Source organism: Thermonema rossianum DSM 10300 (assembly GCF_000426825.1).
Lineage (GTDB): Bacteria > Bacteroidota > Bacteroidia > Cytophagales > Thermonemataceae > Thermonema > Thermonema rossianum.
This window is the reverse complement of the sequence record NZ_AUGC01000001.1, coordinates 425,943-440,317: the sequence shown is the minus strand read 5'-3', so window position 1 is coordinate 440,317 and position 14,375 is coordinate 425,943. Positions and strand designations below refer to the sequence as shown.

The following is a 14,375-nucleotide window of genomic DNA, read 5'->3' as shown; positions in this document are numbered from 1 at the left end:
CTCAATAAATAAAAAAAGAGCCTTCCCGCCTATGGAAAGGCTCTTAATCCATAACAGAAGGCATCGCATTGGTTATGTGCTACACGGCGAAGCTTTCGCCACAGCCGCAAGTACGCGACGCATTGGGATTGATAAACTGAAACCCTTTACCATTCAGACCGTCGGAATAATCGAGCGTAGTCCCCAACAAATAGAGCAGGCTGCGCTTGTCCACTAAGATTTTAATGCCTTTGTCTTCAAACACTTCGTCACCGGGCTGTATTTGGTTGTCAAAAGAGAGGTCATACATCAAGCCCGAACAGCCGCCGCCTTTTACTGCCACGCGCAAATGATAGCTTTCATCTTTGCCTTCGCCGGCGCGCAGTTGTATGAGTTTTTCTTTCGCTTTATCGGTAATCGTTACCATAGTGAGTTTTATTTTGAGGTCTTCTATTTTCAACTTTCCTGCTTACAGAATAGTTTCCTTTACTTGAATCGCTTCACAATTTCTTTCTGCGGAAACCGCAACAGCCACAAGCCGCTCACCACTTCTTTGGCTTGCGACTTTTCACGAAACTCTTCATACAACACAAAGGGCGCTGTGTACCAATACTCCCTGCGTGCTTTCATAAACTGCACGTTGGTATGCAAGTCATTGTCTTGTTCGAGCGCATAGAGATAAGCCGTCCACAGTTGCTTTTCTTGTTCGCTTTTGGCTGCACGCACCTTTTCTTGTAAGTCTTGGCTATCCAAGTACTCGTAACGAAAGCCATGAACGCGGGCAAGGCTGTCGGCATAAGGCCGCATTTGCTGTTTGCAGGCTGCAAAAGTAGTCTGTTGCAAACAGGTGCCCAAATAGCGATTCAGTGCCACCACCGCTTCGCTACCATGCTCATCTACCCAAGAAACAAACTCTGCCGGCGTGATGCGCTTGACTTTGCGCAACTCCATTTCTTCCCGGATGGCTTCTACATCATAGCCTGCCTCTTTGATGGTTTTCACCTCGCAAGCGCAACAAAAAGTGGATAGCAAGGCTATCCACCCACAGAAAAAAACCACTCGTTTCATTTTCCTGTTTTTTTTAAAAACACTTAGTTCACATGCAGCAAACGGGCTTCATTGATATCATCAAGCACGATCATATACTCAGTGCTTTCTCCGTTTTGAATGGTGCCCGCCAGTATTTTCACCCACAACTCATCGCCCGACTTGGCACGGATGGTTACAATACCGCGCCAGCTTTGTCCCCGTGACAGCTGCATGCGCATTTCTTCGTATTTGGCTTCGGAAGCGAACAGTTCATTCAGTGTCATGCCTTTGAGCTCCTCGGGTGCATAGTATAGCACCTGCGAGGCCAGCTCGTTGGCTTGCGTGATTTGGAACCGTTTGTTGACATGCAACACAATGGCATTGGAATAAATAACCCGCTCTTTGCTTTCAGCCAACAGCTGACGTTGTGCCAATTCTTCCTGCGTTGCCTGCATTTCTTCAATATACTGGCGTGTTTGCTCTTCCTGCGCTGCCATACGCTCAGCCAGCATCTTACTTTCTTCAAGCAGGCGCTGCGTTTGTTCGGTGTTTTTGAGCATGGCCAAGGTAGCCGCAATACTTTCTGCTACTTTTTCCACAAACTCCCGCTGATAGTCTTCAAACTTATCGAAAGAAGCCAACTCAATGACTCCATACACCACATCGGCTGCTTTCAAAGGCACAATCAAAATGCTATTAGGATTGGCTTTGCCAAGACCGGAAGTAATCATGACATAGTCATCGGGCACGTCTTCGAGGTAAAGCATTTCACCTTCCTGCCATACCTGCCCGGTCAATCCTTCGCCTTTATAAATTTTCTTTTCAAGAAAACGTTTTTTATCCCATGCATAACAAGCCACCAGCTCCAAGTAAGGCTCTTCTTCCCCCTCTTCGTCTTCGCGCACAATAAAGAAACCGCCTTGATTGGCTTTCAGATAAGTAACCAACTCCGAAATTACCACATCGGCCATGTGCTCCACATCATCACTGCTTTCGCGCAGAATTCTACTAAACTCTGCCAAACCACGGTTTGCCCAGTTTTGGCGTGTCTCCAGCGTGGTCATTTTGGCGAGGTTGTCACGCATGTTTATGAGGGCGTTCCCCAAAACGTCATTTTCACTGAGTGGCTTAAAGGGCACATCGTACTCTTTGCGACCAATGCTTTCGGCAAAGGCAGCTACCGAACGCAGCCCGCTCACCAGGTTATACACCGAACGGGCTATCTCGCCCACTTCATCGCTCCGCTTGCTTATCGTATCTATTTCGCTTTCTTCGGGCAGTTCCCCACGGCTCAGGCGCGCAATTACTGCATTGATTTTTTCAATGGGCAATACGATATCGTTGGTTACCAACCATGCCAATATCAAACCTACGAAGGTAATGAATAACACCAGCAAGATGGTCTGCAGTTTTAGGTTTTGAAATGCCTCCACCACGTCGTCGTGATAGATTTCTTTCTCCTGCTTCTTGGCTTGCTCGATTTTGTCCAGGTCGCCCAAAATGACAGAGGTAGCCGGCAGCAGTTTGTCTTCTACCAACTGGTTCAGATTCGATATTTTCAGGAAGTCGTTCCGGTCATCTACCGTCCGGAAAGTGCTAAGTGCCACTTTTTGATCTGCCATGAGCGCTTCCACTCTCTGAAAGGCATTCTCCATTTGCTCTACCTGTGTGCTGTCTTTCCAAAAGCCGGTGAGTGTGCTGATACGCTCTTTCAATTGAGGATATTCCTGCTCGTGCAAGTTCTGCAGCGCCTGCTTGTCTTCCTCGAGTGTGGGTGCTTGCGGGGGCGAATAGATGAAAGAGAAGGTAAGACGCTGCGAGTTGACTACCAGCAGTTTTAAGTCTTTGATGGCATCCAAAGAGGGGTCTATGACCCGGTTCCATTCATCTATTTTTACCGCATTGTTCTGTACGGTAACAATACCATACACACCATAAACAGCGAAAATAAGTACTTCCAAAACAAAGCCTAAAAGTATTTTTCCGCGTATAGTTAGCCCTTTTCGTTTCATATGTTTGCCTGTTGATGCGACTATTTTGCTTAAAAATACGCTTTTTTAACAAAAAAGAAAAAGAACTACAAGCTTAAGAGTGCATTCGAAAAAATAAATATTTTCCTGAAGTGCTTAGCTTCAATCAAGCCATCGCACCGGTTTATACAAAAATACCACCTCACCATTTGACCGGCAAGGTGGCAGCAAATACAAGACGTTTTTCGGTTAGCGTACCCGAATGGCTACCCGCAGCAGCTGGCTCGATACTTTTAAACCTGCTTTTTCCGTGGCTTCTTCATTGATTTCGAAGGTCCAACGCCCATTACGCACCACAAAGTTGATCATGCTTCCCTGGAGCGCCAAGCCGTTTTTCTCAGTGATAATCAGCGTGGGTTTCCCGCTCACGGCTTCCTGCACATATTTCAAGTAGCCACTTTTCGAGTATGGAATAAATATCATGTGCACTTTTTCGTTGCGCAAATCGTTGGGCGATTCGTATTGCTTCACTACAATAGGTTGCACACCGCGCACTTTCTTTTTACCCGCCCAATACTTCAACTGATTGGTCAAAGGCGACGCCCCCAAAACACCTATTACGAAATCGCCTTGTTGATAGTCAGAGGGCCAAACAATGTACTTTGTAAAGTTGTAAATAAAAATGTTGTGGAACTTGTAATCCCCCCCTTGCGCCTGTGCATATTGCACGAACAGTGTCATTACAGCCGATAAACACAACAATCGAATTGTCTTCATAGTATTTATGTTTGCTTTTTTCTTATAAGCGATTGGTTGACAAAGATAAGGCAATTTATGTGAATCGTAAACGCCAATCAGTCAAGTTTTTGTATGTTTTAAAATGGTTTTTTCAATTTTTTGCCTTGCTTGCTCCAAAGGTAGGGCTTCCGGCCCGTTTAGGAATATCAATTTAGTTAAATTTTAGTTAATTTTGCAAAAGCTGTTTTTTAAAGACGCAAAATTTATATGGACCTGATAGCTAAATTAGAGGCGATTGTTGAACGTTTCGAAGAAGTAAGTCGCCAAATGAGCGACCCCAATGTCATGAGTGACATGGACAACTACACCAAGCTCAGCAAAGAATACAAAGAGCTGGAAAAAATCGTAGATGCCTATAAAAAATATAAATCTGTTTTATCAAACATTCAAAATGCCAAAGACATTTTAGCCAACGAGAAAGACGAAGAGTTTCGCGAGATGGCTAAAATGGAGCTCGATGAGCTGCTGCCTGCCAAAGAGCAGTTGGAAGAAGAGCTGAAGCTGCTGCTTATCCCCAAAGATCCCAACGACGATAAAAACGCCATCCTTGAAATACGGGCGGCAGTAGGCGGCGATGAAGCAGCCCTCTTTGCCGGCGATCTTTTCCGCATGTACCAGCGCTTTGCGGAGAAGCAGGGATGGAAGATGGAAATACTCGACTACACCGAGGGCACTTCCGGCGGATACAAAGAAATTGTTGCCTCGGTAATGGGCAGTGGCGCCTATGGCACTTTGAAGTATGAGTCGGGGGTACACCGCGTACAGCGGGTGCCGGCTACCGAAACCCAAGGGCGGGTGCACACCTCTGCCGCCAGTGTGGCGGTGCTTCCCGAGATGGAAGAAGTAGATGTAGAAATCAACCCGAACGACCTGCGCATCGATACGTTTTGTTCTTCGGGTCCCGGCGGGCAGTCGGTAAACACTACTTATTCGGCAGTGCGTATTACCCACCTGCCTACGGGCGTGGTAGTAAGCTGCCAAGATGAGAAGTCGCAGATAAAAAACAAAGAAAAAGCAATGAAGGTGCTGCGTGCCCGCCTTTATGAACTCGAGCTGGAAAAGCACAACAAAGAAGTAGGCGAGCAACGTCGTTCGATGGTAAAAACGGGCGAGCGTTCCGAAAAAATACGCACCTATAACTTTCCGCAAAGCCGCGTAACCGACCACCGTATTGGTCTGACCCTCTACAACCTGCCGGCAGTGATGGATGGTGAGCTGGAAGAAATCATTGATGCCCTGCGCATTGCCGATAATGCCGAAAAACTGAAGGAAGGAAGCGTGCAATAAAGATGAGATTCAAAGGGCGGTATTCGTATGTTTTTTTGGCTCTTTTAAGCCTATTGGTTGCATGCCAAGGCTTGGAAGAGCCTGTTTCTTCCGATGGAAGCCTCAAGCTTTCATTCTCAAATGATGCCATCATATTGGATACGGTATTCACCGACCTGACCACCCCCACTTATCGTTTCAGTGTTTACAATAAAAACAGCAAAAACGTACGCATCCGGCGCATTACGCTCCAAGGGGGCAGCACTTCGCCCTATCGGGTCATCATCAATGGCAAAGAAGGCAGCCTTTGGGAAAACGTGCTTCTGCGTGCCGGCGACAGCCTGCGCGTGCTGGTGTCGGCCACCCTGCCGGGCAACAGCCAAAACCAAGAGCCGGAACTTTTTTATGATGAACTGCTTTTCGAAACCAACAGCAACCAACAGAAAGTGCCGCTCATCAGCTGGGGGCAGACCGTAGCCCATATCAGCGGCACCATTGCCTGCGATGCCGTATGGGACGCCGGCCGGCCTTATATTCTCTACGATTCGGTGAGTGTGGCGCCGGGCTGTAGCCTTACCATAGAAGCCGGGGCACGTGTTTATGCTTATAATCGCGCTGCCCTGCATGTCTTCGGTACGCTCATCATCAATGGCACCCCGGCCGACTCGGTGGTGATAGGTGGCTTCCGCCAAGAGCCGTTGTACGAAAGAGCTGTAGGCACTTGGCGCGGGCTTTTGCTCTATCCCGGCACCGGTCGTCACCTGTTGAACTACTGTACACTGCGCAATGCCGAAATAGGCATCTTATGCAGCGATACGGAAGTAGATATAAACGCTTGTCAGATTTATCATGCCTCCGTGGCCGGTTGCATTGCTTTTAACACGCAAATGCGCCTGTACAATACCATCATCAGCAATTGCATTGAACGCCTTTTTCAAGCCAACGACGGGGGCAGTTATGAGCTGGTGCATTGCACTTTTGCCAATTATGAATACAATTTCTTCCGGAACAACGAGCCGGGCACTGTCTTTTTTCAAAACGACGACGCCCCCCCCATGAGCATCAGCTTGTTTAATTCGGTATTTTGGGGCAGTCTGTCCGATGAAATATTTTTCATTGGACCCGGTCTAAGCTTACAAGCGGCTCATAATGTATTCAAAACAGCCACTTATTCTGCCGAAGTACTGAACCCCGGCAACAATCAAAATCAGGTAAACCCTTCCGGCGTACTTTTTCAAGATGAACGCGCCTTGAATTTGCGGCCGGCTGAAAACTCACCACTCATTGACCGGGGCTTACCCACCTCCATAACCAACGACATAGAAGGCTTGCCCCGCGATAACCAACCCGATATTGGGGCTTTTGAATACCGCCCTTGACATTTTTTGTTTTTTATGCTTCAAAAAGACACTTTTTGGCACATTTTTTCTTAGCTTATTGAAGCAAAGGAACCAATGTCAAAAGATTATGAAGAACTACTTACTTTTTTGTTGCTTATGCATACTTAGCCTATTGGCCGGCTGCAGCGGTGCTAAAAAATATCTAAAGCAAGGCATTGCCTTCGAGCAATCACGCATGTATCTGGAAGCTGCCAACAGCTATATGGAAGCCATCCGGCGCAATCCCCGCAAAACAGAAGCCCAAATGGGACTGAAGCGCGTGGGCGAACGCGTGCTGGACGATTACCTGAGCGAAGTGTTTCAAGCGCATGCCAACGGACAACATCGCGAAACTGTTTACGCTTTTCTGAAGGCGCAAGCGTTTCAACAGCAGGTGGCACAGCATTCCGTACAACTCCGGATTCCACCTACCCACCGCCAATACTTTGAAGAATCGAAAGGTATATATCTTGCACAACGCTATCAGGAAGGGACTAAAAAATTGCTTGAAGAGCAGTTCGATGAAGCAAACAATATTTTTGAAGAAATTCTTAGCATAGACCCCAATTACAAAGACGTTAAAAAGCTTAAACAAACCAGCACCTATGAGCCCATTTATCGCGAGGGCAACCGCCTGATGAACGAAGAGAAATATAAACAAGCCTTCTATAAGTTCGACCAAATATACCGCAACTTACCTGATTATAAGGATGTCCGCCAGCTGCGCGAGTATTGCCGCCGTAAAGCCATGCTCACGGTCAGTGTGCTGCCGGTCATTCCCGGCAATTACAACAACCGCCCCTACGCCGAAAGTCTACGCGGGCGCATCATCAACCGCTTGGTCAACAACAAGCATCCGCTTATAGAGGTAGTCGATCGCGACAACATAGACAAATTTCTCAACGAGCAGCAATTGGGCATGACAGGCGTAGTGAATGAAGGCACGGCTGCTGAAGCCGGCAAGCTGTTGGGCGCCAAAGCCGTATTGGCTGCTCGAATTATCAATGTTTCTATAGAGCAAACGCCCCTGCAAGCAGTAAATAAAATAGCTTATGAAGCCTATAAGGTAAAAGTTACCGATACCACTACCAATAAAACCGTATATGAGGTGCGTTATCGTAAAACCAACTATACAGAGTACCAACAATCCAAAACCGTAGAAGTAAGTGTGCAGTATTATTTGATTTCTTCGGAAACGGGAAAAATCATTTTCTCCAATATCGCACGCCAATCCAGCAGCGACCACATTCACTATGCCACTTATCGCGGCGACTATAAAAACTTGTATCCCGGCAGCGATGTCGGCGTGAACACCTCTTCCTCTGCTCGCAAAGAGTTGTATAACCTATTCACTGCCAAGCGGCAACTCAACTCCACCCAAGGCATGCTCGATCCGCTTTTAGAACGTATTGCAGAACAATGTGTAAATAATGTCATTCACTATGTTGAAACGGAATATGAAAACTAAATCGATTTACCTGTTTTGTATGTGGGTACTGCTGTGGGGCACGCTCGCCTGCCAAAAGCAGAGCGTGCCGGCATCTGCCCAAAATATTGAAGACGACCGCCCGGAGTGGGTCAAGGCACGCCCCATCTCTTCGGTCTATTACATAGGCATTGGCAGTGCAAGCATGCGGCAGCCCGACTACCAGGAAACTGCCAAAAAAAATGCACTGCAAGACCTCATTTCGGAAATAAAAGTAACTGTTTCCAGCACTTCCTTTCTTTATCAGTTAGACAAAAACGGCAGCTTTCGCGAAGAGTATGAGTCGAACATAAAAACCACTGCCACTGCCGAAATCGAAAACTTTGAAATAGTAGATACCTACGAAGACGGCGAGCGCTATTGGGTATATTACCGCCTGTCGAAAGCCGAGTATGCACGCCAGCAGGAACAGAAAAAAGAAAACGCACGCCAGACCGCCTTTGCTTTTTATCAAAAAGCCAAAGAGGCAGAGCAACGCCGCCAATGGACAGAAGCCATGGAGGGCTATTTTCAAGCCTTGTTTGCCATAAAAAATTATTGGGGCGAAAACCTTGAAATAAATGTAAACGGCGAATCCCGCTCGTTGATGGTAGAAGCTTACTACGGCATTCAAAACATATTGAATAAAATCGACCTTCAAATAACACCGCAAGAGGTGCGTCTTAAGCGTCGCAACAGCCGGCCTCAATTGCTGAAATTGAAAGCCACCGTGGCTAATCAACAAACATTGGCTTATTGGCCCCTGCACAGCTATTTCCAAGGCGGTGAGGGCTTGTTGAGTTGCCCCCCCACTACTGACGCAAACGGCACTGCCGGTCTCGAACTCAAAAAAGCCATCAGCGCTACGGGGACTCTCCACCTCATCGTAGCACCGGACCTCATGCAAATTGCCAAGGTCAAAGAAAGCGACAAGCTTGAACGTTTTCTTATTGAGCGCTTTTCCACCCCCAAAGCTACAGTTACCATTCATATTGAAAAGCCCGTCGTTTACATAGAATCAAAAGAATACAACTTGGGCAAAGCTCTCGACAACAATATTGTAGAGCAGTACATAAAAAACGAGTTGAGCAAAAAAGGAGTGGAATTCAGCCGCACACCCCAAGGTGCCGATGTGGTGCTGTCTATTGAAGCCAACACCGAAGCGCTTTCACGCAGCGGAGCTATTTATATCAGCAAGCTCAGCATTAAGGCGGTAGCGATAGACCCTGCCACACAACGCGAAATCATGAGCACCGTACTGGACAACATCAAAGGTTTTCAAACCGACTACGAAAAGGCAGGCTTGGATGCCTACAAAAAAGCCCAGCAGGAAGTGAGTCTACAGTTGGTAAGAAAGCTTACCGAAGCACTTTTGTAAAAAAGCTGTCAATAAATGGCAAGAGAGGGCAAATGCCCTCTTTTTTTATTTCCATACGAAGAAGGTGAAATGAAACCTAAGCCCCCCCACCACTCAAACGGAAGCCCAGCCCTTCCTCTTTGTCATTCGAAGAAGTCATCAGGTCGCGCAGGTCTTCTATAGTAACCGTTTCCAGCACTTCAGGTGTGCGCGCCTCTTTGGGCAAAGAAGCCATACGCAAATGCTGATGGCGCACAGCCTGCTGTACCACTTTCCTTACGGAGCGGGCATTGCCAAAGTATTTATTCCTTGTCCGGTAAAGATGTTCCAAGTAGCTTCTTAATTGTTGTTGTGCCGCCAGGTCTAAATGCAGACCTTCCTGCTCAAACATGCTCAGGGCAATGTCGTAGAGCTCATCCACCTTGTAATCGTCAAAATGAATGGTCATGTCGAAGCGGGAAAGCAAACCGGGATTGGCATGCAAAAACTCGTGCATATTATCAGGATAGCCCGCCACTATCACCACAAATTCACCCCGGCGGTCTTCCATTTGTTTAAGCAGCACTTCCACTGCTTCTTTGCCAAAGTCTTGTTCCGACTTGCTGGTTAAGGCATAGGCTTCGTCGATAAACAGCACCCCGCCTATTGCCTCATCTATTTTTTGCTTGGTTTTGATGGCTGTTTGCCCCACGTAAGCGGCAACCAGCGACTGGCGGTCGCACTCTACCAAATGCCCGCGTTCCAATATGCCCAAAGCCTTGTACACCTGCGCTATGATGCGCGCTACGGTTGTCTTGCCCGTACCGGGATTGCCCGTAAACACCATGTGCATAGAGAAGCGATTCAGTACATCACGCCCCGATTCGCGGTAAAAGCGTACCAGCTTCACCAGCTCATGAATTTCATTTTTTACATTCTCCATGCCTATTAAGGCATTGAGCTGCTGCATGGCATCGTGCAACAGCTCTTCATCTATGGGTATATCGGGCTTCTTTGCATGTTGCTTGCCAAAAATAGCCTTTACGTCTTCCAGCAAGATGGTTTCCAAGGCTTCTTTTGATAATTCCTTGGCATTTGCTTGTTGCATAATCCGAAGCCCCATATTCAGCTTTGCTTCTTCCACCAAAGAAGTTACCAGGCGGGCATTGCCAAAGGTGCGGTCCCGGTTACGATACAACTCTACCAGCTGCTTGTATATATACTCTTTGGCTTCCGGGGCAAAAACAACCCCTTTCTTCCGGGCTTTCAACTCTAAAATCTCCATCAATTCCTGCGGCGTATAGTCAGGGAAATGATAAATCAGGTTGATGCGGGATTTCATGCCCGGGTTCGACTGTAGCATGTGCTGCATCTCTTCGGGATAGCCCGCCATGATAATGGCCAAATCGCCGGGACCATCCGACATCTCTTTTATCAATATTTCAATGGCTTCCTTGCCAAAGTCCTGCCCGCCTTCATCGCCCTTCCGAGCCAAAGCATACGCTTCATCGATAAACAAGATGCCGCCGCGTGCTTTGTTGATGGCTTCTTGTGTTTGTGGAGCCGTCTGCCCGATAAATTTACCTACAAGATCAGCGCGCGACACCTCGTGAACGGTACCTTTGGACAAAAGCCCCATCTTATGGTAGATTTTACCCAGCATCTTGGCCACGGTAGTTTTGCCGGTGCCGGGGTTGCCCAAAAAAGCGGAATGTAAACTTATGTGGGTATTTTCTTCAAACCCCTGCGCTTGACGCAAACGCAAAAATTTCAAATAATGAATAAAGTCATTCAAACGCTTCTTGACCGGCTCCAAGCCTATCATTTCGTTCAGTTCCTGAAGCAGCTCTTCCAATGATTTTTCATCCATGGATGCTTCTGCGGCGGTGCCTCCGGCTATATATGGTTTATTTTCTGCCGGAAAAAACACTTCCGGCTCCCCCTCCACCTCCACCGTTTCGTGTACACGTAGGGGTGCCACTGCCACCAACTCCGACATAAACACTATTTCAACGCGATAGTTATCAGGCAGCCAAGAGCCGGGCGTATTGTTTCCCCAGCCTGCCAGAGAATAGAAAGTGGTAGTACCGGGCGCCACATATAACAAGTCGCTCACGCTGCCTTTCAGCTGTCCCGCATCATCGAAATAATTGAAAAATATTTCACAGTACCACGAGCGCGTCTGCTTATTGCGTAAGGTCAGCTCTGTCCATATGTATTGTGTTTTGTCGGAAGCAAACTGAGTCAAGTAGCGTCGCTTGCCGCCTGCCAGGTCATCAAGGCTATAAGGACCATTGAAAAAACGAAGGCTTTCAATATCGAAATAGGGGTTATTGCCCGGTGTCACTTTTCCACCTTCCTCAACGTATATTTTTTGTGAAGCCACCAGTTCTCCATCGATAAAGGCTTCCCAAAGGTAGTCGCCACGTTTCCAAAAGGCACCGTATTCAGGTGTGCCCCAACCTTCGCGCACATACACAATATTTTCTTCTTTGCGCACCTCCCGGTGAATGTCAATACTACACAGCTCTATTTTTTCATTGTTCTTGATGCGGTAAGCTTTCAACACACAATCACAAGCCCAATCTTCTTCATCGAACAGCTTGTTGAAAAAAGACAACTCGGCATACAAATAATTGACTTCTGAGGCTTCAAATACGCGGCGGTATTCATACTGATTGCCCATCAGTGCATTGCGGGAAGCATAGCACCGCAGGTCTCGAAGCTTGTAGTTTTTATCTAACTTCTTGGATGTCATGCACACATAAATTCTATGCTTGAAAAAAGGAATACCTTACTAAAAGGGTTTAGTAAGGTATAAAAGAGCTGTATGAAAAGCAAAACAAACAAGTATTATATAGCTGTTTCTTTTTGTAGAACGGGTTGTATGACCTCCTCTATGGCAAAAGGCAGGTGGTCAAGTACTTTTTTGTCGGGTCCTAACAGCACTTTGTGCTCCAACATCACCTCCCACAAGGCACGCCAATCCTGAATATCCATTTTGCCCCAATCTTTGCCTCCGTAGTACGGCAAAGCTCTTAGCTGACTTTGATACAGAAAACGAATATTGTTCAACGAAGGATGCCGTGCCCCTTCCATCAGCAGATTGGCGGCGCTGTCGGGGTGCTCAGTAGCAAAATAATAGCCCTCGGCCACCACCCGCAGGAAAGCACGAATGGCTTCTTGCTTTTGTTGCCACACATCATCGCGCACACACAACACATGTGTATAACGATAAGGCACGTGCTGCTCGTTTATCATAAAAGAAGTAAGGGGTATATGCCTGCATGCGGCATCTACCCCCTCCCAGATTGTATGATAACGCACCACATCTACTTGGCGACGCAGGAAGGCACGCCATGCCCCCGCTGTACCGGTTTCTATTGCTTCATATTTCCCCTTCCCTCTATCCTGTTTGATAAGACAACGTAAAAAGCGATGCTCATAAGGCAGCCCCATATAGGCATAGCGCTTGCCATCGAGATGCGCCAAACGCGCCACGCCCATTTCTTTTCTTATCCCAATTGCTTGTGTGTTGTCTTGCAAGAGAGTAGCCAAAGCTATAAAACGATGTGCCGGCTCCGAAATATTCAGACAGGTAAGCTCTTCCGGCCTCAAAATAGCCAAATCAACCTTCCCATGCCATAATTTCTGGGCAGGTGTCATGTAGTAGTTATCCTCGTCCGGGCTAATGAAGCGAACAGCCAGTTCTTCATCGTTGAACCAGCCTTTTCCTAAGGCAACATACATGCCTGTGTGAAATACAGCAGGTGTAGAATCCAAGGCGATTTTGAGGCAATAGCTTTCCATAGTTTTTAATTAAGTTAGTTTTGGTGATAAGAAAGGGCATAGAAAATTCTTCCGAAAAAGGAAGCAAGAAGCCATACCGACTTAGTTGTATGAATGTAATAAAAAGATATTATTTATTCAAGTTTTTTCACCAACTTTTTAAAAACGAAAGTAGGCATGCATAAGGTTTTAGAGGTATTGCAAAAAAAGGAACTTACAATTATAGGTTGCATGTCAGGCACATCGCTCGACGGCTTGGACATAGCCTTGTGCCATGTCAGTCAATCTGAAAAAAATAAAAATATTACACTACATCGTTTCAAAACACAGCAATACAGTAAGGTTCAAAAAGAAAAATTACAAAAAATTGTCTTCCAAAAGTATGTCAATTTCGAAGAGTTAACCCGCCTCCACCGTTTGGTGGGCGAGTGGCATGCCCAAATGATACTAAGCGCACTCAAAGAGTGGCAGCTTACCTCCGGGCAAATAGACCTTATCGCAAGCCATGGGCAAACGGCTTACCATGCACCGGACCCCGGGCATGGCTTACACAGCACCCTGCAAATAGGCGATGGTGACATCATTGCCTTACGAACCGGCATTCTCACCATCAGCGACTTCCGCCAAAAGCATATTGCAGGGGGCGGCGAAGGTGCTCCACTGGCCCCCTACGGCGATTACTTGCTGCTTGCTCACGAGCAAGAAAGCCGTTGGCTGCTCAATATTGGCGGTATTGCCAATCTCACCTATCTTCCGCCACGCGATAGTGGGCAAAGCTTGTGGGCAAGCGACTGCGGCCCCGGCAATACCTTATTAGATGCCACCACCCGCCACTTTTTACAACAAGACTACGATGCTTCCGGATGCCTTGCCCGCAAAGGGCATTTCTTGCCGGATTTGTTCGATGCCCTTACCGCCCACCCTTTTTTTCAACAAGCCTTTCCCAAGAGTACCGGTCAAGAGAGTTTTTCATGGCAATGGCTTGCCGCCTTGATAGAAGGCAAGAGGTATGCAGTACAAGATATTTTACATACCCTTTGCTGTTTTACAGCCTGGGGCATTGCCCAAGCCATCTGCCGGCAGCCACAATACAAAGCGCAGAAAATTTATGTAAGTGGCGGCGGTGTGCATAATCATTTTTTAATGGAAAAACTGCAGGAATATTTACCCCATCATGTTATTCAGAGCACCGAAGTGCTGGGCATTCCTCCCGATGCCAAAGAAGCAATGCTGTTTGCCCTTTTGGGCTATGAATGCTTACAAGGCAAGCCCGCCGGTTATCCGCCTCCTCTCATTCAAGTAAGACTTGGAAAAATTTCTTTGCCCGAATAAAAAAAGCCCCAAAGGGGGCTCTCTTAAAACAA

The 14,375-nt window shown here is 47.1% G+C and carries 11 protein-coding genes; 5 read left to right on the top strand and 6 right to left on the bottom strand.

Annotated features, from left to right (window positions below; genetic code table 11):
- Positions 1–79 precede the first annotated feature (79 nt).
- From K384_RS02085 to K384_RS02070, 4 genes are all read right to left on the bottom strand, one after another.
- Positions 80–406, bottom strand: coding sequence for a HesB/IscA family protein (locus K384_RS02085; protein WP_038029037.1), 327 nt, complete (start codon positions 404–406; stop codon positions 80–82).
- A gap of 59 nt (positions 407–465) precedes the next feature.
- Positions 466–1,047 carry a hypothetical protein gene (locus tag K384_RS02080; RefSeq protein WP_038028825.1) on the bottom strand — a complete coding sequence of 194 codons (582 nt, stop codon included), beginning with the start codon at positions 1,045–1,047 and terminating at the stop codon, positions 466–468.
- A 23-nt stretch (positions 1,048–1,070) separates the two neighbouring features.
- On the bottom strand, positions 1,071–3,020 hold the full coding sequence (locus tag K384_RS02075) for a GAF domain-containing protein (protein WP_038028824.1): 1,950 nt from the start codon (positions 3,018–3,020) through the stop codon (positions 1,071–1,073).
- 207 nt (positions 3,021–3,227) lie between these two features.
- Positions 3,228–3,755 carry a YfiR family protein gene (locus tag K384_RS02070; protein WP_245605269.1) on the bottom strand — a complete coding sequence of 176 codons (528 nt, stop codon included), beginning with the start codon at positions 3,753–3,755 and terminating at the stop codon, positions 3,228–3,230.
- A 234-nt stretch (positions 3,756–3,989) separates the two neighbouring features.
- Here K384_RS02070 and prfA point away from each other — a divergent pair, with 234 nt between their 5' ends.
- The 4 genes from prfA to K384_RS02050 all read left to right on the top strand — a co-directional run bounded on the left by prfA (position 3,990) and on the right by K384_RS02050 (position 9,264).
- Positions 3,990–5,063: a peptide chain release factor 1 gene (prfA, locus tag K384_RS02065; protein WP_038029035.1), complete on the top strand. Its 1,074-nt coding sequence runs from the start codon at positions 3,990–3,992 to the stop codon at positions 5,061–5,063.
- Between the two features lie 2 nt (positions 5,064–5,065).
- Positions 5,066–6,421, top strand: coding sequence for a choice-of-anchor Q domain-containing protein (locus tag K384_RS02060; protein WP_038028819.1), 1,356 nt, complete (start codon positions 5,066–5,068; stop codon positions 6,419–6,421).
- 88 nt (positions 6,422–6,509) lie between these two features.
- Positions 6,510–7,889: a CsgG/HfaB family protein gene (locus K384_RS02055; RefSeq protein ID WP_038028817.1), complete on the top strand. Its 1,380-nt coding sequence runs from the start codon at positions 6,510–6,512 to the stop codon at positions 7,887–7,889.
- Entirely contained in the window at positions 7,879–9,264 is a 1,386-nt protein-coding gene (locus tag K384_RS02050; protein WP_169737599.1) for an LPP20 family lipoprotein, read from the top strand. Before K384_RS02055 ends, K384_RS02050 begins: the two co-directional genes overlap by 11 nt.
- Positions 9,265–9,340: 76 nt before the next feature.
- On the opposite strand, the gene K384_RS02045 is transcribed toward K384_RS02050, so the two are convergent.
- Both K384_RS02045 and K384_RS02040 read right to left on the bottom strand, forming a co-directional pair.
- The gene (locus K384_RS02045; protein WP_038028814.1) at positions 9,341–11,980 is read right to left on the bottom strand and encodes an AAA family ATPase; all 2,640 of its coding nucleotides are present in this window, start codon (positions 11,978–11,980) and stop codon (positions 9,341–9,343) included.
- A 95-nt stretch (positions 11,981–12,075) separates the two neighbouring features.
- On the bottom strand, positions 12,076–13,032 hold the full coding sequence (locus tag K384_RS02040) for an ABC transporter substrate-binding protein (protein WP_038028813.1): 957 nt from the start codon (positions 13,030–13,032) through the stop codon (positions 12,076–12,078).
- Between the two features lie 156 nt (positions 13,033–13,188).
- On the opposite strand from K384_RS02040, the gene K384_RS02035 reads away from it, so the two are divergent.
- Entirely contained in the window at positions 13,189–14,343 is a 1,155-nt protein-coding gene (locus K384_RS02035) for an anhydro-N-acetylmuramic acid kinase (protein WP_038028812.1), read from the top strand.
- The last annotated feature ends 32 nt before the right edge of the window (positions 14,344–14,375 follow it).